The organism is Streptomyces sp. NPDC004667 (assembly GCF_040609475.1).
Classification (GTDB): Bacteria; Actinomycetota; Actinomycetes; order Streptomycetales; family Streptomycetaceae; genus Streptomyces.
Map to the genome: position 1 here is coordinate 1 of NZ_JBEXKC010000084.1, position 22,953 is coordinate 22,953.

Below are 22,953 nucleotides of genomic sequence, written 5' to 3' on the forward strand. Positions count from 1 at the left end.
GGCCCGCGCCCGGCCAGGCCGCACCCGCCGCACCCGCGCCCGCCGCCCCGCCCGCGCCCGCCGCGGAGGAGTCCAGCAACTGGTTCGCGCCGCGCAAGGGCGCCGCGGCCCCGCCGTCCGCCCCGGCCCCCGCGCCGACGGGCGCCAGCTACGGCTCCGCCGTGCCCCCGGCCGCCCCGTCCGCCGGCGCGGGCTTCGCGCCCCCGCCGCTCCCCGGCCGCCCGCAGGGCCCCATCCAGCCTCCGGCCCCGCACGGCAGCGGCGCCGGGTTCGCCCCCGCCCCGGCCGTGGGAGGCCCCGGCGTCGGCGCCCCCGCCCCCGCGTACCCGGAGTTCGACGGTCCCGTCACGGAGGCCTTCCCGGCCTTCGACGCGCCCGACGGGCCGACCGGCGGGCCCGCGCTGGGCACCGTACCCGTGGGGGCCGAGGAGTCCCCGCGCTGGCCCGGTCCCGAGGCCATGGACTTCCCGGCCCCGGCCCCCGTCCAGAGGCCCGGCCCCATCACCCCGCCGCCCGGGCCGCAGCCGCCGCGGCAGACCGTCCCGGTGCCCCCGCCCGCCCCGGCGGGCAAGAAGCCCGCGAAGCCCGGCAAGGCGGGCAAGGCGGGCAAGTCCGCCGCCCCGGCCGCGCCCGCCAAGAAGGGCCGCTCCAAGGTGGCCCTCCTCGGCGGCGCCGTCGTCGTCCTCGCCGGCGCGGTCTACGGCGCCGGACTGCTGCTGAACCACTCCGACGTCCCCAAGGGCACCACCGTCCTCGGCGTCGACATCAGCGGCAGCCGCGACGACGCCGTCACCAAGCTCCAGACCGCCTTCGGCACCCGCGCCGCGGCCCCGCTGAAGCTCAGCGTCGGCGGCAAGCAGGTCGAGCTGAAGCCCGAGAAGGCCGGTCTGACCCTCGACAGCCAGACCACGGTCCGCAACGCGGCGGGCAGCGACTACAACCCCGTCACGGTCGTCGGCTCCCTCTTCGGCGTCGAGCGCACCGCCGAGGCGGTCATGCCCGTCGACGAGGAGAAGCTGCGGGTCGCCCTGCAGGAGCTCGCCGGCACCGCGGGCTCGGCCACCGAAGGCACCATCAAGTTCGACACCGGCAAGGCCGTGGCGGTCCCCGGCAAGGCGGGCACCAGCCTCGACGTCGACGGCTCCGTGGACAAGGTCACCAAGGCCTTCCGCGAGCTGGTCGGCAGCGGCAAGGCCGCCGCGGTCGAACTCCCCACCGCCACCAAGGAGCCCACCGTCACCGAGGCGGAACTGAACCGGGCGATGAAGGAGTTCGCGGAGCCGGCGATGTCCGCTCCGGCGACCGTCAAGGCGGGCGGCAAGAGCCTGCCCTTCGGCGCCAGGTCCCTGCCCAAGATCCTCAGCATGACCGCCGTGGACGGCCACCTCGTCGAGAAGTACGACCTGGAGGCCCTGAAGGCGACCTACGGGAACACCTTCGACGGGGTCATGATCACGCGGGGGACCGGCGCGAAGACCGCGGTCACCCCGCAGGACGTCGCCGGCGCCCTCGGCAAGGCGCTCGTGGGCAAGACCCCCGCCGAGCGGATCGTCACCATCGAGACCAACGCCAACTGACGGCCCCGCACGCACGGCGAACGCGCGGCCCCTTCCCGGCCCCCGGGAAGGGGCCGCGCCGCGTCCGCACGCCGTCCGCGCCACGTCCGCGCAGGTCAGCACACGTCAGCGTCATGCCGACCGCATGACATCCGTCATGCCGCAGTCACGACCGCCGACACTGCCGGACGCACCCCCGTACGGGCGATCCTCGATCCATGACGACGACGACCCCGGCGCACTCCGCGGGACCGGCCACCACGGCCGGCCCGGTGGTGAGCTTCCAGAACGTGACCAAGAGCTACGGCCAGGTCCGCGCGGTCGACGGCCTCTCCCTGGAACTCCACCCGGGTGAGACCGTCGCACTCCTCGGCCCCAACGGGGCCGGCAAGTCCTCCACCCTCGACCTCCTCCTCGGGCTGCGCCCGCCGGACTCCGGCGAGGTCCGGCTCTTCGGCACCACCGCCCGCGAGGCCGTCGCGGCCGGCCGGGTCGGCGCGATGCTCCAGAGCGGCGGCCTGATGGAGGAGGTGTCCGTACGCGAACTCGTCGCCCTCGGCTGCGCCCTGCACCCCCGCCCGCACCCCGTGGACGAGGTCCTGCACCGCGCCGGCATCACCGAGATCGCCTCCCGCATGGTCAACAAGCTCTCCGGCGGCCAGGAGCAGCGCGTCCGCTTCGCCCTCGCCACCGCGGGCCACAACGACCTGATCGTCCTCGACGAGCCCACCACCGGCATGGACGTCACCGCCCGCCAGGCCTTCTGGGCCACCATGCGGGAACAGGCCGCCCAGGGCCGCACCGTCCTGTTCGCCACCCACTACCTGGAAGAGGCGGACGCCATCGCCGACCGGGTGCTGGTGCTCAACAAGGGCCGGCTCCTCGCCGACGGCAGCGCCGCCGAGATCAAGGCCAGGGCCGGCGCCCGCCGGGTCGCCTTCGACCTCGACGGCGCCGTCGACGAGCAGGTGCTGCGCGCCCTGCCCGCCCTGACGGGCTTCGAGCTGCACGGCACCACCGTCAAGCTCCAGTCCAGCGACGCCGACGCGACCGTGCACGCCGTGTACGCGCTCGGCCTCTACCCCAGGAACCTGGAGGTCGCGGGCCTCGGCCTGGAGCAGGCCTTCATCGCCCTCACCGAGGCCGAGGAGGCCAACCGATGAACGCCGGAACGTACCAGCTGATCAAGCTGGAGGTCATCCGCGCCCTGCGCAACAAGAAGTACCTGTTCTTCACCGTGATGTACCCGGCGGCCCTCTTCCTGATGCTCGGCGGCACCCTGAGCGGCAGCACCAAGGTCATGGGCACCGAACTGACGATGCCCGCCTTCTACATGGTCGCCATGGCCTCCTTCGGCGCGCTGACCGCCGTCCTGGTGGGCAACAGCGAACGCATCGCCAAGGAGCGGGAGAAGGGCTGGGTCCGCCAGCTGCGCCTGACCGCCCTGCCCGGCCGCGGCTACGTCCTCGCCAAGACCGCCAGCGCGGGCGTGCTCTCCCTGCCCGCCATCCTGGTCGTCTTCGTGGTGGCCGCCGTCGCCAAGGACGTCCGCTTCGAGGTCTGGCAGTGGCTCGCCCTCACCGTCGCGATCTGGGCCGGCAGCCTGGTCTTCGCCGCGCTGGGCGTGGCCATCGGCTACTGCGCCAGCGGGGACAACGTCCGCCCCATCACGATGCTCCTCTACTTCGGCCTCTCGATCCTCGGCGGCCTGTGGATGCCCACCGCCGCCTTCCCGCAGTGGCTCCAGACCATCTGCGAGTGGCTGCCCACCCACGCCTACGCGGGCCTCGGCCAGGCGATCGAGCTGGGCAGCGCACCGCACGTCAAGGACGTGGCGATCCTCACCGGGTACTTCGTACTCTTCACCGGTGCGGCCGCCTGGCTGTACCGCAAGGACTCGCTGAAGGCGTGACGCAGAGATGGCAGTGACGGTCGAGGACGACGCCGACACGACGCGGAAGACGGGCGGGATCCGCATCGGGATCCCGCCCGGGAGCCGCCGCCAGCACCTCGTGAAGCTGTTCTGGACGGGGCTGTGGCTCTTCTACCTCAGCGTCCCCGTCCTCGACCTGGTCCGCGGCGGACACAGCGCCGCGGCCCGGACGCTCGGGGTCCTCGGCCTCGCCGCGTTCGTCGTCGCGTACCTGATCCTCGTCCTGCGGACCGGGACCCCGCTCTTCCCGGGCCGGGTCATGCTCACGCTCGGCGTCCTCGCCGCCCTGGCCACGGTCCTGTCCCTGGCCCTGGGCCGCGAATGGCTCGTCCTCTTCGTCTACGTGGCCATCTCCTCGGGCGCCGCCCTGCCCGCGGAGTACTCCCGCTGGACCGTTCCCGCCGCCACCGCCCTGCTCAGCGCGACGGCCTTCCTGGTGCCCGACGGCGAGCACTACCTGGTGGGTCTGCTGCTCCCGTCCCTGATGGGCGGATTCGCGATGGCCGGCGTCCGGGCGATGCTGCGCACCACCCTGGAACTGAGCGAGGCCCGCGCCACCGTGGCCCAGCTCGCGGCCAACGAGGAACGCCTGCGGATGGCCCGCGACCTGCACGACCTGCTGGGCCACTCCCTGTCGCTGATCACGCTGAAGAGCGAACTCGCGGGCCGGATGCTGCCGGACCACCCCGACCGGGCCGCCCGCCAGGTCGCGGACATCGAGCAGGTCTGCCGCCAGGCGCTGGTCGACGTACGGGAGGCCGTCAGCGGCTACCGGCGCCCCACGCTCCCCGGCGAACTGGCCGGAGCCCGCACGGCCCTGACGGCCGCGGGGGTGACGGCCGACCTGCCGACCGAGGCCCCGGGGGAACTCCAGGAGGAGACGGAGTCGGCCCTGGCCTGGTCGCTGCGCGAGGCCGTCACCAACGTCGTCCGGCACAGCGGGGCCAAACGGTGCACCGTCACCCTGGAGGCCTGCCAGACGCTCGCGGGCCCGGTCATGGAACTGACCGTCCGCGACGACGGCGCCGGCGGGCCCAGCGCCCACGGCAACGGCCTGACCGGTCTGACGGAACGGCTGGAGGCGGTCGGCGGCACCCTGGCGGCGGGCCCCGCGGGCAGGACCGGCTTCCGGCTGCGCGCCCGGGTCCCCCTAGGATCCTCCTCATGATCGAAGCCGCACCCATCCGCATCCTGCTGGCCGAGGACCAGTCGATGGTCCGCGAGGCCCTCGCCGCCCTCCTGGGGCTGGAGCCGGACATCGAGGTGCTGGCCCAGGTCGCGCGGGGCGACGAGGTGGTCGCCGCGGCCGGGAGGCACGACGTGAACGTCGCGCTCCTGGACATCGAGATGCCCGGCATGACCGGCATCGAGGCCGCGGCGGAACTCCGCCGGTCCCACCCCTCCCTCAAGATCGTCGTCCTGACCACCTTCGGCCGGCCCGGCTACCTCCGCGGCGCGATGGAGGCGGGCGCCTCCGCCTTCCTGGTCAAGGACGCCCCGGCCGCGCAACTCGCCGACGCGGTGCGCAAGGTCCTGGCGGGGGAGCGGGTCATCGACCCCACCCTGGCCGCGGCGGCCCTGGCGGAGGGCGCGAACCCGCTGACGGACCGCGAGCGGGAGGTCCTGCGGGAGGCGGACTCCGGCGCGACCAACGCCGAACTGGCGGCCCGCCTGAACCTGTCGCAGGGCACGGTCCGCAACTACCTCTCGACGGCCATCCAGAAGCTCGCGGCCCGCAACCGGGCCGAAGCGGTGCGCGTGGCCCGCGAGAAGGGCTGGCTCTAGCGCGGCACCGTCGCCGGTGCGGCTCACCACACGGCGCTCCGCGCCCGCGCCTCGATCGCCGGCGGGGCTGGAAGATCCAGCCCCGCCGGCGATTGAGGCGCGGGGGTCCGGGGGCGGAGCCCCCGAACGGGTCCGGGCGGAGCCCGCCCCCGCCCACGGGGAGGGTCAGTTCAGCAGGGCGCGGGCGGAGACGGCCTCCGCCCTGATGCGGACGGCCGCGTCGACGTCCACCGCGTCCATCACCCGCGCGTACGCCTCCAGCTCACCCGCCCCCTCCCGGAACGCCCCCCGCTCCACCAGCAGCCGCGCCCGTTCGTACCGCAGCCGCGCCGGATGCGACGGCAGCAGCAGTGCCAGGTCCAGCGCCCACAGCGCGACCCCCGACTGCTCGGGCCGCGAGGAGGCCCACGCCCGGATGTTGTTCAGGATCCGCAGCACGATGTCCATGGTCCGGGCCGGCGTCCGCGGCCCCTCGGCCTGCTCCGCCGGGCCCGCGCCCAGCGAGGCCCCGCCCGCGAACGGGTCCACGACGATCCCCTCCTCCGGGTCCCCGAAGCCGATCACGAAGTGGCCCGGCAGCCCCAGCCCGTACACCGGCGCACCGGCCCGCCGGGCGACCTCCAGCCACACCACCGACAGCAGGATCGGCAGCCCCCGCCGACGCCGCAGCACCTCGTGCAGCAGCGAGGACGACAGCCGGTCGTAGTCGGCCGGAGTGCCGTGGAAGCCCATCCGGCCGCCGAGCAGCTCCGTCACCGCCGAGGCCCACGCCCGCGCCCCCCGCAGCCCGTACGGGAGCATCCCCGCGAGCCGGTCCAGCTCGATCTGCGCCCAGTCCATGGCCCGTTCGTCCAGCTCCGGGTCGGCCTCCGCCGCCAGCAGCAGGCACAGCTGCGCCAGGTCCGGCCGCTCGGCGCGGGCCTCCGCCGCGAACAGCTCCCGCGTCGCCGCGCTCACCGGTCGCCCTCCCGGAAGTGGTGGTAGGCGTGGTGGGTGGCGAAGCCCATCCCGTCGTAGAGGGCGCGGGCGCCCGGGTTGTCGGTCTCCACCTGGAGCCACGCGGCCGACGCGCCCTCCTCCAGCGCCCGCCGCGCCAGCACCGCCATCACGGCCGTCGCGAGCCCCCGGCGCCGGTGTGCGGGGTCGACCGTCACGGCGCCGAAGCCCGCCCAGCGCCCGTCCACCACCATGCGCCCGACGGCCCGGCCGCCGCCGAGCGAGGCGAACCACACCGACGGCCCCTCGACCAGCATCCGCCGGGCCAGGTCCGGGTCACGGACCTTGCCGTAGCGGCCCAGCCAGTCCTCGTCCGGAGTCCGCGTCAGCGTCACCCCGGCCGAGACCGACTCGTCCGCGTCCGCCTCGCCGACCGGCGCGAGCGCCCCGATCCGCACCTCCGCGGAGACCTCGTTGACCCAGCCTCGGCGCTCCAGCTCCGCGCAGAGCAGCTCCTGCGTGCCGACCGCGCCCGTCGCCGCCTGCACGTACGCCGGAAGCCCACGCTCCGCGTACCAGGCGCTCACCCGAGCGAGTGCTTCGTCCAGGGGTATCCCGGGATCGCCGAGCGGGAGCACCGAGTTGGCCCGTCGGGTGAACCCCTCGGCGGCCCGCAGGGTCCACTCGCCCAGCCGCTCGCTCTCCAGCGGCAGCCAGGCCCGCGCCGTGACCCTCGCGAGCTCCTCGAAGGAGGCCGCCGGCCCCCGTCGGCGGGCCGGTGCGGGGGGCACGACCTTGCCCGCTACCAGCGAGGATTCCGGGATGCGGACGGACACGCCGTCCTTGCGTGTGATCGTCAGCACACCCTCGTTCCAGGATGTGAGAACGCCGACGGAGTCCGAGAAGGCGGGGGATGCCCCAGCCCCGCCCTCCACCCGTCGTACAGAGACTCGTTTACCCACGTCAGCCGGGGTGATACGGATCTCCAGCAGCCCACCGGCAGTGATTTCCACAGCTCTGTCCGCCCCTCCTGTTCGGATCGTGCCCGGGAACGGAGATACTAGGTGCGGGCATCGACGACGCCGCGCTCCCGCGCGAATGGAAAGCCCTACCGAGGAGGAACGAGAGCGTGACCTACGTCATCGCGGAGCCTTGTGTCGACGTCAAGGACAAGGCATGCATCGAAGAATGCCCCGTCGACTGCATCTACGAGGGCCAGCGGTCCTTGTACATCCACCCGGACGAGTGCGTCGACTGCGGCGCGTGTGAGCCGGTCTGTCCGGTCGAGGCCATCTTCTACGAAGATGACACCCCGGAGGAGTGGAAGGACTACTACAAGGCGAACGTCGAGTTCTTCGACGAGCTCGGTTCGCCCGGTGGTGCCTCCAAGCTCGGTCTGATCGAGCGGGACCACCCCTTCGTCGCCGCACTGCCTGCCGACATCAACGGCGAGCACTGACCGTTCACGGCAGACGCGCCTCTCGGTCCCGTACGGCACTTCCGCCGCACGGGACCGAGCCGTTTTCCCGCTTCCCACAGAGAGCAGAGACCACCGTGGCCGCAGTATCCGACCGTCTTCCCGCCTTCCCCTGGGACAAGCTGGAGCCGTACAAGGCCACGGCGGCGGCCCATGCGGACGGCATCGTCGACCTCTCCGTCGGCACGCCCGTGGACCCGGTTCCGGAGCTGATCCAGCGCGCCCTGATCGGCGCCGCGGACTCCCCGGGCTACCCGACGGTATGGGGCACGCCCGCCCTGCGCGACGCCATCACCGGCTGGCTCCGCGGCCGGCTCGGCGCGAGCGCCGCCGGGCACCGCAACGTCCTGCCCGTGGTGGGTTCCAAGGAACTGGTCGCCTGGCTGCCGACCCAGCTGGGCCTCGGCGCCGGCGACAAGGTGGCCTACCCGCGCCTGGCCTACCCGACGTACGAGGTCGGCGCGCGGCTGTGCGGCGCCGAGGCCGTGGTCTACGACGACCCGACCGAGCTCGACCCCGCCGGCGTGAAGCTCCTGTGGCTCAACTCCCCGTCGAACCCGACCGGAAGGGTCCTCTCCAAGGAGGAGCTGATCCGGATCGTCGCCTGGGCGCGCGAGCACGGCATCCTGCTCTTCAGCGACGAGTGCTACGTGGAACTCGGCTGGGAGGCCGAGCCCGTCTCCGTCCTGCACGACGAGGTCTGCGGCGGTTCCTACGAGGGCATCGTGGCCGTCCACTCGCTCTCCAAGCGCTCCAACCTGGCCGGGTACCGGGCCGCGTTCATCGCCGGTGACGCGGCCGTACTCGGCGAACTGCTGGAGATCCGCAAGCACGGCGGCATGATGACCGCCGCCCCCGTCCAGGCCGCCGTCGCCGCGGCGCTCGGCGACGACGCCCACGTCGAGGAGCAGCGCGGCCGCTACGCCGCCCGCCGCCAGGCGCTGCGCACGGCCCTGGAGGCGCACGGTTTCCGGGTCGAGCACAGCGAGGCCAGCCTCTACCTGTGGGTGACCCGCGACGAGCCCTGCTGGGACACCGTCGCCCACCTCGCCGGCCTCGGCATCCTGGTCGCTCCGGGCGACTTCTACGGCGAGGCCGGCGCGAACTTCGTCCGCGTGGCCTTCACCGCCACCGACGAGCGGGTCGAGGCCGCGGTCAAGCGCCTGGGCTGAGGCTCCGCCGCCGCGCGACAGCCCGAAGGGGCCGGGAGTGCTCACTCCCGGCCCCTTCGGCGTTCCGTTCCGTCAGCCCCCGAGCGGCAGCCCGCCCACGGGCAGGGTGCTCACCGGCAGCTGGCCCACGGGCAGGTCCTTCACCGGCAGGTCCTTCACGGGCAGGTCCTTGACCGGCAGCTGCCCGGCCACCGGCAGCCCGCCCAGCATCCCGCCCGCACCGTCCGCCACGGCGGCGGCGGGGGCGGCGGCCGGGACGGCCCCGGTCACGGTGTCCGCCGCCTGGGTGGCGGCGGAGGCGTCCGGCGCGGTGAGCGCGCCCAGCTGCGGCACGGACTCCAGGCCGGCGGCACTGGCCGCGCCGGCCGCACCGACCACGGGAGCGGTTCCGGCTGCGAGGAGAAGCGCGGCGCGGGCGATCCGACGGGTCAGGGGGAGGGACATGATGCTCCTAAGCGGTAGCGGCTGAGTACGCCGTGTACAACCGCTGCCGGGGTGGGTGGAGTTGCGGACCCGGCGGGTAAAGGATCAGTAACGCATCGTTTAATCGGCTTCCGCGACAAACGCATTGGATGCGCGCCCACCAGGCCTTCCGTCCGCTTACGGCCCGCCCGGCCCGGCCGCCCGGCCACCCCCGCACGGGTGAGGTCCCGTACGTACGGGCGGTTCCCGCGTCAGCCCCGGCGGGCGACGAAGATCCGCACCTCGTCCTGCGCCGGGTCGTACGGGTCCGTCCCGCCCGTGCTCCGCGGCCGCCAGGCGCCCCCTTCGTCGCCCGCCGTCCAGCGCGAGGTGCCGTACGAGACCCGGGCGATCCCCAGCTCGTCCGAACGGGCCACCGCCCAGTGGGCCATCGCCCGGCCCCGGCGCGCCTCGCCCGGCCCGCCGTCCTTGCGCAGCCGCAGCGAGACCTCGGCCTCCGGGACCGTGCCCGGCTTCGTGCGGCCCGCCGCGGCGCCGCCGTGGGCGCCGCCCAGGGCCTCCTTGCCGAAGGCCCGGGCCAGCTCCGCGCGGACCCGCTCCGGGTCGCCCGGCTGCGGGGCCGGGCCCGTGCAGGTCAGCGTGGCCGGCGTACCGCTCTCGCCGAAGGCGGCCGTCAGGACCGTGGCGTCCGGCTCGTGCTTCGCGTAGGCCTGCGGGAAGCCGCTGAGCTGCACCTTCTGCGCGGCCACCGTCAGCGGCAGCCGCGTGTAGCCCTTGATCTCGGCGAGCCGGTCGTAGAAGATCCCCGCCGAGTACACCGGATCCATGATCTGCTGCGGGGTGCCCCAGCCCTGCGAGGGCCGCTGCTGGAACAGGCCCAGCGAGTCCCGGTCGCCGTGGTCGAGGTTGCGCAGCGCAGACTCCTGCATCGCCGTCGCCAGCGCGATGGTCACCGCCCGGTCCGGCAGCCCCTTGGAGATCCCCACGGCCGCTATCGTCGCCGCGTTGGCGGCCTGTTCGGGAGTCATCTCGTACGTCTGCACGGTGCCCGGGGAGGCGTCGCCCGCCCCGGTCGCCGTGACCTTGCAGTACGGGGCGCCACCACCGGTGGAGGACCGCTGCACGGCGAAGTAGCCGGCCACCGCGAGCAGGACGGCCAGACCCAGGGCCAGGCGGAGCGGCCTGCGGCGTCGGCGGGGACGGGAGCGATCGGTCTCGGACACGCGGCCCACCGTACTTGAGGCGTTCGACGCGTCCAGTGACCGGACGGACCCCGTTCCGGCGCATCCCGGGGCGTTAGGGTCGGGTCCATGTCCGAATCCGAGCTGGACCTCACCCTGGACGCTGCCGAGCTGACCGCCCGGCTCGTCGACATCCCATCCGTGAGCGGCGACGAGAAGGCACTCGCCGACCTCGTGGAGAACGCGCTGCGCGGCCTCGCGCACCTGACCGTCGACCGCCACGGCAACAACGTCGTCGCCCGTACGCACCTCGGCCGCGCCGAGCGCGTCGTACTCGCCGGCCACCTCGACACCGTGCCGATCGCCGACAACGTGCCCTCCCGCCTGGACGAGAACGACGTCCTGTGGGGCTGCGGCACCACGGACATGAAGTCCGGTGTCGCCGTCCAGCTGAGGATCGCGGCGACCGTCCCCGAGCCCAACCGCGACCTCACCTTCGTCTTCTACGACCAGGAGGAGGTCGCCGCCGACCTCAACGGCCTCGGCAAGGTCGCCGCGGCCCACCCCGACTGGCTGACCGGCGACTTCGCCGTCCTGCTGGAGCCCTCCGACGCCGAGGTCGAGGGCGGCTGCCAGGGCACCCTGCGCGTCCTGCTCCGCACCAAGGGCGAGCGCGCGCACTCCGCCCGCAGCTGGATGGGCGCCAACGCCATCCACGCCGCGGGCCCGATCCTGGCGAAGCTGGCCGCGTACGAGCCCCGCAAGCCGGTCATCGACGGCCTGGAGTTCCACGAGGGCCTCAACGCGGTCCGGATCGAGGGCGGCGTCGCCAACAACGTCATCCCCGACGCCTGCACGGTGACGGTGAACTTCCGCTACGCCCCGGACCGCAGCGAGGCCGACGCGCTGGCCCACGTACGCGAGGTCTTCGCCGACTGCGACATCGACGAGTTCGTCGTCGACGACTCGTCACCCGGCGCCCTGCCCGGCCTCTCCCACCCGGCCGCCGCGGCCTTCATGGAGGCCGTCGGGGGCCACGCCATGCCCAAGTTCGGCTGGACGGACGTGTCCCGCTTCAGCGCGCTCGGCGTCCCGGCGGTGAACTACGGTCCGGGCGACGCCCTGCTGGCCCACAAGGTCGACGAACGCGTCGAGACGAAGGCGATCCTGCACTGCGAGGAACGACTCCGCGCCTGGCTGACCTCCTGAATTCCACCTGCCGTCACCTTCGTGCGCCTAACCTGATCCAACGATCAGCAGGAGGGAGCACATCATGGGCAACCCTGAAGGTTCGTCCCGTCGCAAGCCGGAGGAGCAGCAGCTCGGGCCGGTGCTGCGCAGGCGGGGACAGGTCCAGGCGGGCAGTACGACGGACCAGCGGCTGCTGGACTCGGCCGGACCCTCCGAGTGGGTGCACACCGATCCCTGGCGGGTCCTGCGCATCCAGTCGGAGTTCATCGAGGGCTTCGGCACGCTCGCCGAGCTGCCGCCCGCGATCAGCGTGTTCGGGTCGGCCCGTACTCCGGTGGACTCGCCGGAGTACGAGGCGGGCGTACGGATCGGGCACGCGCTCGTGGACGCCGGCTTCGCCGTCATCACCGGCGGCGGCCCCGGCGCGATGGAGGCGGCCAACAAGGGCGCCCGCGAGGCGAACGGCATCTCCGTCGGCCTGGGCATCGAGCTGCCCTTCGAGCAGGGGCTCAACCAGCACGTCGACCTCGGTCTGAACTTCCGGTACTTCTTCGTCCGCAAGACGATGTTCGTGAAGTACAGCCAGGGGTTCGTGGTGCTGCCGGGCGGTCTCGGCACCCTGGACGAGATGTTCGAGGCCCTGACCCTGGTGCAGACCCAGAAGATCACCCGGTTCCCGATCGTGCTGTTCGGCACGGAGTACTGGAGCGGTCTGATCGACTGGCTGCGCAACACGGTCATCGCGCAGGGCAAGGCCTCGGAGAAGGACCTCTACCTCTTCCACGTCACGGACGACGTGGACGAGGCGATCGCGCTGGTGACGAAGGAAGTCGGGAAGTAGCTCCCGCACCGTCCCCGGGCGGGAGACCGCACGGGGACGGCCCGGCCGCGGAGGCCCCCGGGCCCAGCCGCGCGGCCCTCGGGCCGGGCCGCGGCGAGGCCCTCAGGCCAGGCCGCGGCGGGCGACGGCCGGAGGGCGGTGCCCCTGGATCGAGGCCACCATGTCGAGGATCTGCCGGGTCTCCGCGACCTCGTGGACGCGGTACACCTGTGCGCCGAGCCAGGCCGACACGGCCGTGGTGGCCAGCGTTCCCAGCAGGCGCTCCTTGACCGGCTTGTCGAGGGTCTCGCCGACGAAGTCCTTGTTCGACAGGGAGACCAGCACCGGCCAGCCGGTGTCCGTCATCTCCGACAGCCGGCGGGTCGCCTCCAGCGAGTGCCGGGTGTTCTTCCCGAAGTCGTGACCCGGGTCGATCATGATCGACTCCCGGGGGACGCCCAGCGCCGCCGCCCGCTCCGCGAGCCCGACCGTGACGCGCAGGATGTCCTCCATGACGTCCTCGTACGAGGTCCGGTGCGGCCGGGTCCGCGGCTCGACCCCGCCCGCGTGGGTGCAGACGATGCCCGCGCCGTGACGTGCGGCGACCTCCGCCAGCTTGGGGTCCACCCCGCCCCACGCGTCGTTCAGCACGTCCGCCCCGGCCTCGCACACGGCCTCGCCGACCTCGTGCCGCCAGGTGTCCACGCTGATCACCACGTCCGGGTGGCGGCGGCGCACCTCCGCGACGAAGCCGACCGTGCGCCGGGCCTCCTCCGCGGCGTCCACGTGCTCGCCGGGACCGGCCTTGACCCCGCCGATGTCGATGATCGCGGCGCCCTCGGCCACGGCCCGCTCGACGCGGTCCAGCGCGGGCTCGTCGCGGAAGGTCGCGCCCTGGTCGTAGAAGGAGTCCGGGGTCCGGTTCACGATGGCCATGATCACCGGCTCGTGGGGGTCGAACTCGCGCCTGCCCAGTCGCAGCATCCTGCTCTTTCCTCCTTCGGCGACCCTCGCGCCTCGTCTGCGACCTTAACCTGGTGGCCGGAGTCTCTCAGGGGAGTTGATCGTGTTCTGGTTCTTGCTGATCGCGCTGGTCGTGGTCGTGGCCGCGGTCACCCTCGCGGTGGTCGGCGGAGGCGCGGAAGCCGTACTGCCCGACGCCGAACCGGACCGGGTGGCCGACGCGCTCCCCGAGAGCCGGCCGGTGGTGCGTTCCGACATCGACGCCCTGAAGCTGCCGGTCGCGCCGCGCGGCTACCGGATGGCCGAGGTGGACGACGTGCTGGACCGGCTCGGGGCCGAGCTGGCCGAGCGGGACGCCCGGATCGCCGAGCTGACGGCCGCCGCCGCCCCGCACGGGCCGGCCGGCGCCCCGGAGCCCGCCGAACGGGTCGACCTCACCAAGGACGAGCGGTGAGCGGCGGCGGGCCGGTCGCCGGGCCCGACGGAGGACTGCGCTGCCCGTGGGGGCTGTCCACGGAGGACTACGTGGCCTACCACGACACCGAGTGGGGCAAGCCGGTCCACGGGGACGACGCCCTCTACGAGCGGCTGTGCCTGGAGGCCTTCCAGTCCGGGCTGTCGTGGCTGACGATCCTGCGGCGGCGCGAGGGGTTCCGCAAGGCCTTCTCGGACTTCCGGATCGCCTCGGTCGCGGAGTTCGGCCCGGCCGACGCCGAGCGGCTGATGGCCGACGAGGGGATCATCCGCAACCGGGCCAAGATCGAGGCCACCCTCGCCAACGCGAAGGTGCTGGCCGGCTGGGGGGCGGGGGACCTGGACGGGCTGATCTGGTCCCACGCCCCGAAGAAGCCCGGCCGGGCCCCGAAGACCACCGCCGACGTGCCGGCGGTGACCCCGGAGTCCACGGCCCTGGCCAAGGCACTGAAGAAAGCGGGCATCCGCTTCGTCGGGCCGACCACGGCCTACGCCCTGATGCAGGCGTGCGGCCTGGTCAACGACCACCTCGCGGGCTGCGTCTCCCGCGAGGGATGAGGCGTCAGCGGCCGAGGTAGCGCGGCGGCTGCTTCGAGAGGAAGGCCTGGACGGCGATGGAGTGGTCCTCGGAGGCCCCCGCGCGGGTCTGGAGGACGTCCTCCCGCTCCAGGGCCTCGGAGAGCGAGTGCGAGGCCCCGTACGCCAGGGACTCCTTCAGGGCCGCGTAGGCCACGGTCGGGCCGGCGGCGAGGGCCCGGGCCACCGCCTCGGCCTCCGCGTGCAGGGAGTCCGCGGGGACCAGGCGGTTGGCGATGCCGAGGTCGTACGCCTCCTGCGCCTTGACGGAGCGGGGGAACAGCAGCAGGTCGGACGCCCGGGAGGCGCCGATCAGGCGGGGCAGGGTCCAGGACACCCCGGAGTCGGCGGTCAGCGCGACGCCGGCGAAGGAGGTGTTGAAGGACGCGGTGTCGGCGACGACGCGGAAGTCCGCCGCGAGCGCGAAGCCGAAGCCGGCCCCGGCCGCGACGCCGTTCACCCCGGCCACGACGGGCTTCGGCATCTCCGTCAGGGCCCGCACGATCGGGTTGTAGTGCTCGGAGACGGTGCTCATCGTGAGCTTCGAGCCGCTCTCGCGGTCCGCCGCCAGGTTCCCGACGTGCTCCTTGAGGTCCTGCCCCACGCAGAAGGCCCGGGTCCCGGCGGCGGTCAGCAGGACCGCCCGTACCGCGGTGTCGGCGCCGGCCGCCCGGAGCGCGTCGCGCAGGGCGACCTTCGTCTCCGTGTTCATGGCGTTCATCGCGTCGGGCCGGTTGATCGTGACGGTCGCGAGTCCGTCGGTCACTTCGTAGAGCACGCTGTCGGCCATGGCGGGGGTCCCCCTTCGTCGCGGGCTTGGCTACCGGCCGGTACCGGCCGGTCCAAGGGTCAGCATGGCGGACGCGGCCGGGGGCGGGCATGTGATGTGCGTCAAACAAAGCGGAGCCCGTCCGCCGGGAGCAGCGGCGAAGTATCGCAGGCGGATCCCCGAAATGAGTGGTTTTGGTCGAGCGCGTTGCGCAAGCGTTCCCGACCGATGTTGGTCATCGGGTCCTGACATGCGGGATAATGGCTGGGAAGCAATGTGTTCGATGCCGGGTACTAGGCGCCTGAACGGGGCCGTCGGCTGACGATGAGCTGGTTTCAGGAAGGGGAACGAGCATGGCGGCCATGAAGCCGCGGACGGGCGACGGCCCGCTCGAGGTCACCAAGGAGGGGCGGGGCATCGTCATGCGCGTACCGCTCGAGGGCGGCGGTCGGCTCGTCGTCGAGCTGACTCCCGACGAGGCGGACGCCCTGGGTGACGCCCTGAAGAAGGTCGTCGGCTGAAGCGTCGGCACCATCTGATCTCTGCACCGCCCCGGCCGCGTCCTGCGTCCGGGGCGGTGTTGCGTGCGCGCTCCCGCGGGTGCCGTCCGCCCGGCCCGGCGGCGGACACGGGGCGCCGCCGGACGGCCCGGACGGCCTAGCGGCGGACCGCGCAGAGGAGGCCGTCGCCGACCGGGAGGAGCGCCGCCTCCAGGGCCGGGCTCTCCCGGACGCTGCGCAGCAGCTCGCGCACCCGGATGACCTCCACCGGCTGGGCGGCGGAGTCGACCGTACGGCCGTCGGAGAAGACGCCCTCGAAGCAGACCAGGCCGCCGGGGCGCAGCAGACGCAACGATTCCGCGAGGTAGTCGAGGGACTCGGAGGGGTCCCCGTCGCAGAAGACGAGGTCGTAGCCTCCGTCGGCGAGCCGCGGCAGCACGTCCAGCGCGCGGCCCGGGATGAACCGGGCGCGGTTGCCCGCGAAGCCGGCGGCGCGGAAGGCCTGGCGGGCGAAGGCCTGCCGGTCCGGCTCGGGATCCACCGTGGTCAGGACCCCGTCGGGGCGCATCCCGTGGAGCAGGTGGATGCCGGAGACCCCGGTGCCGGTGCCGATCTCGGCGACCGCCTTGGCGTCCGCGGTGGCGGCCAGCAGGCGCAGCGCGGCCCCGGTCCCGGGGGAGACGGACCGCAGGCCCGCTTCCCTGGACCGGTCGCGGGCCCATCGCAGAGCGTCGTCCTCGGCGACAAACGCGTCGGCGAACGCCCAGCTCGTCTGCCGGTTGCCGCTAATGACCCTCTCCTGTCCCCATAGTTGGCGCAACGGTGACTGTATCCGCTGACGTCGGGAACCCGCAGATGGGACCGGGCGTTGGGAGTAACAGAGGCGGGATAGAGGGGACGGCAGCGGGCAGATCGGCGGCCCGGGACCCGAGACCCGTGCAAAGTTACTGCAAAAATGCTTATCCAGAGCTGACGGGAGGGGTGGCTATGGTAGGGGCTCCACTGGACACCACCAGAGCCGATAGGGGAGGTGCGGCTGCGCCTGTGGATCGTGGAGGCGTACTGAGACGTCTCTTCTGGTCGGCGGGTGAGCCGAAATCCGTGACCGACATTGCTGACCGCTTCCACACCGCCACCACCGCAACCTTTGCCGCCGATGCGGGCTCCCAGGCGTGGACCCCTCCCACGTGGGAGGAGATCGTCAGCACGCACAGCGCGCGGGTCTACCGCCTCGCCTACCGCCTCACCGGCAACCAGCACGACGCGGAGGACCTGACGCAGGAGGTCTTCGTCCGCGTCTTCCGCTCGCTGTCCACGTACACGCCCGGCACCTTCGAGGGCTGGCTGCACCGCATCACCACGAACCTCTTCCTGGACATGGTGCGCCGCAAGCAGCGGATCCGCTTCGACGCGCTCGGCGACGACGCCGCCGAGCGGCTCCCGAGCAAGGAGCCGTCCCCGCAGCAGGTCCTCCACGACACCCACTTCGACGCGGACGTGCAGCAGGCGCTGGACACCCTCGCCCCGGAGTTCCGGGCCGCCGTGGTCCTGTGTGACATCGAGGGCCTGTCGTACGAGGAGATCGCCGCCACGCTCGGCGTGAAGCTCGGTACCGTCCGCAGCCGCATCCACCGCGGCCGTTCGCACCTGCGCAAGGCGCTCAAGCACCGGTCCCCCGAGGCCCGTGCCGAGCAGCGGGCCCTGGCGGGCGTCGCGGTGGGCGCCCCGGGCGCCCCGGGCGCCGGGGGAGAGGGCGGAGCCGAGTGAGCGGAGTCAGTCCGTCCCCCGCCGAGCAGCACCTGGGCGACCGGCTCGCCGCCCTGGTGGACGGGGAGTTGAAGCACGACGCGCGCGAGCGGGTGCTGGCGCACCTGGCGACCTGCGCCAAGTGCAAGGCCGAGGCCGACGCGCAGCGCCGGCTGAAGACCCTGTTCGTGGAGAGCGCCCCGCCACCCCTGTCCGCCGGACTGCTGGCGCGCCTGCAGGGCCTGCCGGGCGGAGGTCCCGACGGGGCCGCCGGTCCGCCGGGCGGCGCTCCGGGTGGTCCGCTGGGCGCCGGTTCGCCGGGTGCCGATCCCTTCGCCTCGTTCGGGTACGCCGCCCCGGCCGCCCCGCGCGAGGGTTTCCGCATCCACGAGGTCGGCCGTCCCCGGCGCCGGTTCGCCTTCGTCGCGGCGGGAGCCGTGTCGCTGGCCGCGATCGCGCTCGGGGGTGCGCTGCCGCTGGACGCGGTCGAGCCGAACGTGCGGGGCGACGCCCCCGCCACCCGGCCCGGCCCGTCGGTCCCGCTGACCGACGCCTTCGTGCGCGACCGGCTGCCCAGCCCCGGTGGCGTCCCCGGCCCGGCCCCGGCCGGACAGTTCCCCACGCCGACCCCCAGTGCCCCGGTGACCGCGGTCCCGGCGACCGCCGTCCCGGCCTCGCTCGCCCGCTGAGCGGACGCGGCGGAGCCCCGGCGGGAGCCGGGGCTCCGCCGGCGCGCGGCACCTGGTTGAATCTCCGGCAGATGCGCCGCCGTGCGGTGCGCCAGGCCCGCGGGGAGCGTTCATGTCCGACAGTCGCGACAGTCAGCGGAGCGGTCCGGCTCCGTCCTGGTGGAGCCGGCCCGCCGCCCCGGAGCCGCCCGCTCCGGCGGACGGCCCCGCCCCCGAGCCCGGCTCCGCCCCGCAGGCACCGTCCTCCGGGGCGGACTTCGCGGCGGGGCCCGGGGAGCCGGACGCCGCCCCCGGACCGCGCTACGACCCCTGGGCCGAGCACCCCCTCCAGGTGGTGGACCACGGGCGGGCGCGCCGCGCCCCCGGGATCTGGCGGCTGGTGGTCTTCGGCTCGGTGATCGCCCTCCTCGCCGGGGGCGTCGGCGGCTACCTCGGCATCCTCGCCGAGCGGCGCACCGGCACCCGCCTGGAGCTCCCGCAGTCCGCCGTCGACCACAAGGACCGGGCCCCGGAGAGCGTGGCGGGCATCGCGGCCACGGCCCTGCCCGGCGTGGTCACCCTGCACGTCAGCGGCAGCGGCGGAGGCGGCACCGGGACCGGTTTCGTCCTGGACGAGCAGGGCCACATCCTGACGAACAACCACGTCGTCGCCGACGCCAAGAACATAACGGTCACCTTCAGCACCGGCGAGAGCGTCGCCGCCGAGCTGGTCGGCCGCGACGGCGGCTACGACCTGGCGGTCGTCAAGGTGACCGGCGTCCGCGGCCTGCGCCCGCTGGCCCTGGGCAACTCGGAGAACGTCCGGGTCGGCGACCCGGTCGTGGCCATCGGGGCCCCCTTCGACCTCTCCAACACCGTCACGGCGGGCATCATCAGCGCCACCGGACGCCCCATCACCGCGGGCGGCGACAAGGGCGACGGCAGCGACATCAGCTACGTCGACGCCCTCCAGACCGACGCCCCCATCAACCCCGGCAACTCCGGCGGCCCGCTCCTGGACTCCCGCGCCCACGTCATCGGCATCAACAGCGCGATCCGCGGCGCCGACAAGGGCGACGACGGCGACAGCACCCGCCAGAGCGGCAGCATCGGCCTCGGCTTCGCCATCCCCGTCAACCAGGGCAAGCGGGTCGCCGAGGAACTCATCCGCACCGGCCGCGCCACCCACCCCGTCATCGGCGTCACCCTGGACATGCAGTACCGGGGGGACGGCGCGCGTGTGGACTCCAAGGGCGAGGCCGGGAAGCCGTCGGTGGTCGCCGACGGTCCGGGAGCCCGCGCCGGGATCAAGGCCGCGGACGTGATCACCAAGGTCGACGGGGTCCGCGTGCACGGCGGGGACGAGCTGATCATCAAGATCAGGGCCCACCGCCCCGGGGACCGCCTCACCCTGACCGTGCTGCGCGACGGCACGGAGCGCACGCTGGAGGTGCAGCTCGGCTCGGCGAGCGGTTCCTGACCCGAATACCGCGTGACGCCCGGGTGAATCCGGGAAGAGGGCCGCACCGGCGTAGGGGCAGGCAAGGAAGGCCGGGTACCGTTGTCCGGGCCCGATGTGGAGAGAGCCGAGGAGCGGCAAGGTGTTCAACGACATAGGCGCACTCGAACTGGTCACGATCGTGGTGCTCGCCATCCTCATCTTCGGCCCGGACAAGCTGCCGAAGGTGATCCAGGACGTCTCCGGCATGATCCGCAAGCTCCGCTCGTTCTCCGACAGCGCCAAGCAGGACATCCGCTCCGAGCTGGGACCCGAGTTCAAGGACTTCGAGTTCGAGGACCTGAACCCGAAGACCTTCATCCGCAAGCAGCTGACCGAGAACGAGGACCTCAAGGAGATCCGCAGCAGCTTCGACCTCCGCAAGGAGCTCAACGACGTCACCGACGCGGTCAACAGCAAGGACGCGGCCCCCGCCCCGGCCGCCCCCGCCACGCCCGCCGCCGGCACCGGTCCGGACCTGCTGAAGAAGCCCTCCGCCCCGGCCCCCGAGGCGCGCACCCCCTTCGACGCCGACGCCACCTGAGCCACCGCCTGCCCGGCGATCCGGAGTCGGATGGCTATCCTCCATCTGTCCGGACCCAGGACGCCCGAGGGGGGCCGGCCGTTCCGGACCCCACGGAACGAGAGGCCGCCCAGATGGAGACGACGCGCAGCAGCCGGGTGGGCGTACAGCCCGCCGACGCCCTTGACGCACCCCCGCAGACCGACCAGCAGCCCCCGGGGCAGGCCCAGGAGGGCACAGCACCCGTCCCGGCGGCCCGCCGGGCGGCGGAGGGGTACCTGAAGGCGGACTTCCCCTGGTACGGGCTGGACGGGGCCTTCACCGGCCCCCGCTGGCTCATGCAGGTCTCCGCGGGCGCCGACGGCACCGTGGAGCACGGGTCGACCGGCCACGGCGACGAGCCGTCCGTGCGCGGCGAGATCGCGACGGGGGAGAAGGAGCGCTTCGCGGTGGTCATCACCGTGGCCAGCAACCCGCTGCGCCGCAGCGGTGACGGCACCGGCGTCCTGGAGGCCACCTCGGTCTCCTCGGCCGCCTGGCTGGCCGGCTCGGGCCTGCTGTCCTACAGCTGGCCGCAGCAGATGGACCACACCCTGCGCGACGACTGGCTGGACCAGCAGACCGAGGCCGCGTGGGAGCTCGCCGACGACCTCGCGGGCCCCGACTGGTCGACGCTGTCCCTGCCGGTGGACGGGCAGCCGACGCCGTTCCACTACCGCGAGTCGGAGTTCGGCTGGGTGCTCGCCGGCTCCACCGGCAGCGGGGTCCACCTGGGCGCGTACGGGCGCGGGATGAGCGCGTACGGGCTGGGGTTCTCGGCGATCGCGGACCTGGGCGCGTACGAGTAGACGGATACGGGAAAGGGCACCGCCGCCGGCGGTGCCCTTCCGTGCCGGGCTCCGTACCGGAGCCCCGCGTCAGAACTTGTTGCGCGGGGTGATCCCCAGCGACATGCCCGACAGGCCGCGGGCGCGGCCGCCCAGCTTGCCCGCGATCGCGCGCAGCGCGGCACCGGCCGGGGAGTCCGGGTCCGAGAGGACGACCGGCTTGCCGTCGTCGCCGCCCTCGCGCAGCCGTACGTCGATCGGGATGGAGCCCAGGACCGGCACGGACGCGCCGACCGTCTTGGTGAGCCCGTCGGCGACCTTCTGGCCACCGCCGGAGCCGAAGACGTCGACCATCTCGTCGCAGTGCGGGCAGGGCAGGCCCGACATGTTCTCGACGACACCGACGATCTTCTGGTGGGTCTGCACGGCGATCGAGCCAGCCCGCTCCGCGACCTCGGCCGCCGCCTGCTGCGGGGTGGTCACGACGAGGATCTCGGCGTTCGGCACCAGCTGGGCCACGGAGATCGCGATGTCGCCGGTGCCCGGCGGCAGGTCGAGCAGCAGGACGTCCAGGTCGCCCCAGAAGACGTCGGCGAGGAACTGCTGGAGCGCGCGGTGCAGCATCGGCCCGCGCCACACGACCGGGGCGTTGCCCGGGGTGAACATGCCGATCGAGATGACCTTCACGCCGTTCGCGGACGGCGGCATGATCATGTTCTCGACCTGGGTGGGACGGCCCTCGACGCCGAGCATGCGCGGCACGCTGTGGCCGTAGATGTCCGCGTCGACCACGCCGACCTTCAGGCCGTCGGCGGCCATCGCCGCGGCGAGGTTGACGGTGACGGAGGACTTGCCGACGCCGCCCTTGCCGGACGCGACCGCGTAGACACGGGTCAGCGAGCCGGGCTTGGCGAAGGGGACCTCGCGCTCGGCGGTGCCGCCGCGCAGCGTGGCCGCCAGGTCCTTGCGCTGCTCGTCGCTCATCACGTCGAGGGTGACGGCGACCGAGGTGACGCCCGCGACCTTCTCGACGGCCTCGGTGACGTTCTTGGTGATCGTCTCGCGCATGGGGCAGCCGGACACCGTCAGGTAGACCGTGACGGCGACGGCGCCGCCCTCGCCGATCTCCACCGATTTCACCATGCCGAGCTCGGTGATGGGGCGGTGGATCTCGGGGTCGTTCACCGTCGACAGCGCGTCCAGGATCGCGTCCTGCTCGGGCGCGGCGGCGTCGGCGGCGGAGCTTGTGTCGGTAGCCATGCCCCGATGGTACGGCTCGGTAGCACGGCTCAGGAAAGGCCGTCAGCGGTCGGCTTCGTCACTTTCGGTCGGGAACAGGCGCCGCTCGTCCATCTCCTTGATCAGGTCCTGGAACTCGGACCTGATCCAGTCGCGGGTGGCGACCTCGCCCAGGCCCATGCGCAGGGCCGCGATCTCGCGGGTCAGGTACTCGGTGTCCGCGATGGAGCGCTCGTTCTGCTTGCGGTCCTGCTCGTGGGTGACCCGGTCCCGGTCGTCCTGCCGGTTCTGCGCGAGCAGGATCAGCGGGGCGGCGTAGGAGGCCTGGAGGGACAGCATCAGCGTCAGGAAGATGAACGGGTACTCGTCGAAGCGCAGGTGGACGGGCGCGAAGATGTTCCACAGCACCCACACGATGATGACCAGCGTCATGTAGACGATGAACCGGCCCGTGCCGAGGAACCGCGCGACCCGCTCCGACAGCCGCCCGAAGGCCTCCGGGTCGTACTCGGGCAGCAGCCTGCGGCGCGCCGGGCGCGGCTGGTCCAGCCGTACGCGCGAACGCGCCAGCGCGCTCGCGCCCAGGGCGACGCTGGCCTTCGCCCGCTCGGAGGAACGTTCCGGCCGCTCGTTGCGCAGCCGCTCCGCCGCCTCCTCCAGCCGCTCCGAGAGCCCTTCCCGGGCATGCTCGCGCCG

Annotated in this window: 26 protein-coding genes; 17 read left to right on the forward strand and 9 right to left on the reverse strand. The window is 73.4% G+C overall.

The annotated features are described in order from the left end of the window. The 5 genes from ABZW32_RS32270 to ABZW32_RS32290 all read left to right on the forward strand — a co-directional run. The coding region (locus ABZW32_RS32270; protein WP_356222850.1) for a hypothetical protein at window positions 1–1,577 on the forward strand (1,577 nt) is incomplete at its 5' end. Between the two features lie 197 nt (window positions 1,578–1,774). Further along, window positions 1,775–2,719: an ABC transporter ATP-binding protein gene (locus ABZW32_RS32275; RefSeq protein WP_356222852.1), complete on the forward strand. Its 945-nt coding sequence runs from the start codon at window positions 1,775–1,777 to the stop codon at window positions 2,717–2,719. Next, window positions 2,716–3,468, forward strand: coding sequence for an ABC transporter permease (locus ABZW32_RS32280; RefSeq protein ID WP_356222854.1), 753 nt, complete (start codon window positions 2,716–2,718; stop codon window positions 3,466–3,468). The genes ABZW32_RS32275 and ABZW32_RS32280 overlap by 4 nt, the downstream gene beginning before the upstream one ends. 7 nt (window positions 3,469–3,475) lie before the next feature. Then, on the forward strand, window positions 3,476–4,657 hold the full coding sequence (locus ABZW32_RS32285) for a sensor histidine kinase (RefSeq protein WP_356222857.1): 1,182 nt from the start codon (window positions 3,476–3,478) through the stop codon (window positions 4,655–4,657). Beyond that, window positions 4,654–5,274, forward strand: a complete 621-nt coding sequence (locus ABZW32_RS32290) for a response regulator transcription factor (protein ID WP_356222860.1) — start codon at window positions 4,654–4,656, stop codon at window positions 5,272–5,274. Before ABZW32_RS32285 ends, ABZW32_RS32290 begins: the two co-directional genes overlap by 4 nt. A gap of 165 nt (window positions 5,275–5,439) precedes the next feature. Here the strand turns inward: ABZW32_RS32290 and ABZW32_RS32295 are convergent, their stop codons facing one another. Together ABZW32_RS32295 and ABZW32_RS32300 are read right to left on the reverse strand one after the other, a co-directional pair. After that, a complete protein-coding gene (locus tag ABZW32_RS32295) occupies window positions 5,440–6,231 on the reverse strand; it encodes a transglutaminase-like domain-containing protein (RefSeq protein WP_356222863.1) in 792 nt (263 codons plus the stop codon). Then, the gene (locus tag ABZW32_RS32300; RefSeq protein WP_356222866.1) at window positions 6,228–7,223 is read right to left on the reverse strand and encodes a GNAT family N-acetyltransferase; all 996 of its coding nucleotides are present in this window, start codon (window positions 7,221–7,223) and stop codon (window positions 6,228–6,230) included. Before ABZW32_RS32300 ends, ABZW32_RS32295 begins: the two co-directional genes overlap by 4 nt. A gap of 116 nt (window positions 7,224–7,339) precedes the next feature. On the opposite strand from ABZW32_RS32300, the gene fdxA reads away from it, so the two are divergent. Beyond that, window positions 7,340–7,669, forward strand: coding sequence for a ferredoxin (gene fdxA / locus ABZW32_RS32305; RefSeq protein ID WP_030226044.1), 330 nt, complete (start codon window positions 7,340–7,342; stop codon window positions 7,667–7,669). A gap of 95 nt (window positions 7,670–7,764) precedes the next feature. Continuing rightward, complete coding sequence (gene dapC, locus ABZW32_RS32310) at window positions 7,765–8,859, forward strand: succinyldiaminopimelate transaminase (RefSeq protein ID WP_356222870.1); 1,095 nt, start codon at window positions 7,765–7,767, stop codon at window positions 8,857–8,859. Between the two features lie 72 nt (window positions 8,860–8,931). Here dapC and ABZW32_RS32315 read toward each other — a convergent pair whose 3' ends face one another. Then, entirely contained in the window at window positions 8,932–9,303 is a 372-nt protein-coding gene (locus ABZW32_RS32315) for an ATP-binding protein (RefSeq protein WP_356222873.1), read from the reverse strand. A gap of 230 nt (window positions 9,304–9,533) precedes the next feature. After that, on the reverse strand, window positions 9,534–10,505 hold the full coding sequence (locus tag ABZW32_RS32320; RefSeq protein WP_356222875.1) for a hypothetical protein: 972 nt from the start codon (window positions 10,503–10,505) through the stop codon (window positions 9,534–9,536). 87 nt (window positions 10,506–10,592) lie between these two features. On the opposite strand from ABZW32_RS32320, the gene dapE reads away from it, so the two are divergent. Next, complete coding sequence (gene dapE / locus ABZW32_RS32325) at window positions 10,593–11,672, forward strand: succinyl-diaminopimelate desuccinylase (protein ID WP_356222878.1); 1,080 nt, start codon at window positions 10,593–10,595, stop codon at window positions 11,670–11,672. Between the two features lie 64 nt (window positions 11,673–11,736). Beyond that, window positions 11,737–12,495, forward strand: a complete 759-nt coding sequence (locus ABZW32_RS32330; protein ID WP_030226035.1) for a TIGR00730 family Rossman fold protein — start codon at window positions 11,737–11,739, stop codon at window positions 12,493–12,495. Between the two features lie 102 nt (window positions 12,496–12,597). Here ABZW32_RS32330 and folP read toward each other — a convergent pair whose 3' ends face one another. Then, the gene (folP, locus tag ABZW32_RS32335; RefSeq protein WP_356222881.1) at window positions 12,598–13,458 is read right to left on the reverse strand and encodes a dihydropteroate synthase; all 861 of its coding nucleotides are present in this window, start codon (window positions 13,456–13,458) and stop codon (window positions 12,598–12,600) included. Window positions 13,459–13,534: 76 nt separating this feature from the next. Between folP and ABZW32_RS32340 the strand changes: the two genes are divergently transcribed. Together ABZW32_RS32340 and ABZW32_RS32345 are read left to right on the forward strand one after the other, a co-directional pair. After that, window positions 13,535–13,891, forward strand: coding sequence for a DivIVA domain-containing protein (locus ABZW32_RS32340; RefSeq protein WP_356222884.1), 357 nt, complete (start codon window positions 13,535–13,537; stop codon window positions 13,889–13,891). After that, on the forward strand, window positions 13,888–14,469 hold the full coding sequence (locus ABZW32_RS32345; protein ID WP_356222887.1) for a DNA-3-methyladenine glycosylase I: 582 nt from the start codon (window positions 13,888–13,890) through the stop codon (window positions 14,467–14,469). Before ABZW32_RS32340 ends, ABZW32_RS32345 begins: the two co-directional genes overlap by 4 nt. Window positions 14,470–14,473: 4 nt before the next feature. Here ABZW32_RS32345 and ABZW32_RS32350 read toward each other — a convergent pair whose 3' ends face one another. After that, complete coding sequence (locus tag ABZW32_RS32350; RefSeq protein ID WP_356222890.1) at window positions 14,474–15,277, reverse strand: enoyl-CoA hydratase-related protein; 804 nt, start codon at window positions 15,275–15,277, stop codon at window positions 14,474–14,476. A gap of 332 nt (window positions 15,278–15,609) precedes the next feature. On the opposite strand from ABZW32_RS32350, the gene ABZW32_RS32355 reads away from it, so the two are divergent. Next, window positions 15,610–15,777: a DUF3117 domain-containing protein gene (locus ABZW32_RS32355; protein ID WP_003966491.1), complete on the forward strand. Its 168-nt coding sequence runs from the start codon at window positions 15,610–15,612 to the stop codon at window positions 15,775–15,777. A gap of 136 nt (window positions 15,778–15,913) precedes the next feature. Here the strand turns inward: ABZW32_RS32355 and ABZW32_RS32360 are convergent, their stop codons facing one another. Beyond that, window positions 15,914–16,576 carry a class I SAM-dependent methyltransferase gene (locus ABZW32_RS32360; RefSeq protein ID WP_030226024.1) on the reverse strand — a complete coding sequence of 221 codons (663 nt, stop codon included), beginning with the start codon at window positions 16,574–16,576 and terminating at the stop codon, window positions 15,914–15,916. A gap of 167 nt (window positions 16,577–16,743) precedes the next feature. On the opposite strand from ABZW32_RS32360, the gene sigE reads away from it, so the two are divergent. The 5 genes from sigE (at window position 16,744) to ABZW32_RS32385 (ending at window position 21,039) form a co-directional block, all read left to right on the forward strand. After that, the gene (sigE, locus tag ABZW32_RS32365; RefSeq protein ID WP_356222893.1) at window positions 16,744–17,523 is read left to right on the forward strand and encodes an RNA polymerase sigma factor SigE; all 780 of its coding nucleotides are present in this window, start codon (window positions 16,744–16,746) and stop codon (window positions 17,521–17,523) included. Beyond that, on the forward strand, window positions 17,520–18,191 hold the full coding sequence (locus ABZW32_RS32370; RefSeq protein ID WP_356222896.1) for a zf-HC2 domain-containing protein: 672 nt from the start codon (window positions 17,520–17,522) through the stop codon (window positions 18,189–18,191). Before sigE ends, ABZW32_RS32370 begins: the two co-directional genes overlap by 4 nt. Window positions 18,192–18,303: 112 nt before the next feature. Next, a complete protein-coding gene (locus tag ABZW32_RS32375; RefSeq protein WP_356222899.1) occupies window positions 18,304–19,650 on the forward strand; it encodes a trypsin-like peptidase domain-containing protein in 1,347 nt (448 codons plus the stop codon). Window positions 19,651–19,771: 121 nt separating this feature from the next. Then, a complete protein-coding gene (locus tag ABZW32_RS32380) occupies window positions 19,772–20,212 on the forward strand; it encodes a sec-independent translocase (protein ID WP_356222901.1) in 441 nt (146 codons plus the stop codon). A 113-nt stretch (window positions 20,213–20,325) separates the two neighbouring features. After that, on the forward strand, window positions 20,326–21,039 hold the full coding sequence (locus ABZW32_RS32385; protein WP_356222904.1) for a hypothetical protein: 714 nt from the start codon (window positions 20,326–20,328) through the stop codon (window positions 21,037–21,039). Window positions 21,040–21,108: 69 nt separating this feature from the next. Here ABZW32_RS32385 and ABZW32_RS32390 read toward each other — a convergent pair whose 3' ends face one another. Further along, a complete protein-coding gene (locus ABZW32_RS32390; RefSeq protein ID WP_356222907.1) occupies window positions 21,109–22,278 on the reverse strand; it encodes an Mrp/NBP35 family ATP-binding protein in 1,170 nt (389 codons plus the stop codon). 42 nt (window positions 22,279–22,320) lie between these two features. After that, entirely contained in the window at window positions 22,321–22,896 is a 576-nt protein-coding gene (locus ABZW32_RS32395; protein WP_356222925.1) for a DUF1003 domain-containing protein, read from the reverse strand. Between the last annotated feature and the right edge of the window lie 57 nt (window positions 22,897–22,953).

Bases quoted from the DNA above. Each gene is read 5' to 3' on its own strand.
- ABZW32_RS32285 (WP_356222857.1), top strand. From the start codon at position 3,476: ATGGCAGTGACGGTCGAGGACGACGCCGACACGACGCGGAAGACGGGC.
- ABZW32_RS32375 (WP_356222899.1), top strand. From the start codon at position 18,304: ATGTCCGACAGTCGCGACAGTCAGCGGAGCGGTCCGGCTCCGTCCTGG.
- ABZW32_RS32315 (WP_356222873.1), bottom strand. From the start codon at position 9,303: ATGTCCCTCCCCCTGACCCGTCGGATCGCCCGCGCCGCGCTTCTCCTC.
- ABZW32_RS32330 (WP_030226035.1), top strand. From the start codon at position 11,737: ATGGGCAACCCTGAAGGTTCGTCCCGTCGCAAGCCGGAGGAGCAGCAG.
- sigE (WP_356222893.1), top strand. From the start codon at position 16,744: ATGGTAGGGGCTCCACTGGACACCACCAGAGCCGATAGGGGAGGTGCG.
- folP (WP_356222881.1), bottom strand. From the start codon at position 13,458: ATGCTGCGACTGGGCAGGCGCGAGTTCGACCCCCACGAGCCGGTGATC.
- ABZW32_RS32280 (WP_356222854.1), top strand. From the start codon at position 2,716: ATGAACGCCGGAACGTACCAGCTGATCAAGCTGGAGGTCATCCGCGCC.
- ABZW32_RS32275 (WP_356222852.1), top strand. From the start codon at position 1,775: ATGACGACGACGACCCCGGCGCACTCCGCGGGACCGGCCACCACGGCC.
- ABZW32_RS32355 (WP_003966491.1), top strand. From the start codon at position 15,610: ATGGCGGCCATGAAGCCGCGGACGGGCGACGGCCCGCTCGAGGTCACC.
- dapE (WP_356222878.1), top strand. From the start codon at position 10,593: ATGTCCGAATCCGAGCTGGACCTCACCCTGGACGCTGCCGAGCTGACC.
- ABZW32_RS32385 (WP_356222904.1), top strand. From the start codon at position 20,326: ATGGAGACGACGCGCAGCAGCCGGGTGGGCGTACAGCCCGCCGACGCC.
- ABZW32_RS32290 (WP_356222860.1), top strand. From the start codon at position 4,654: ATGATCGAAGCCGCACCCATCCGCATCCTGCTGGCCGAGGACCAGTCG.
- ABZW32_RS32390 (WP_356222907.1), bottom strand. From the start codon at position 22,278: ATGGCTACCGACACAAGCTCCGCCGCCGACGCCGCCGCGCCCGAGCAG.
- ABZW32_RS32350 (WP_356222890.1), bottom strand. From the start codon at position 15,277: ATGGCCGACAGCGTGCTCTACGAAGTGACCGACGGACTCGCGACCGTC.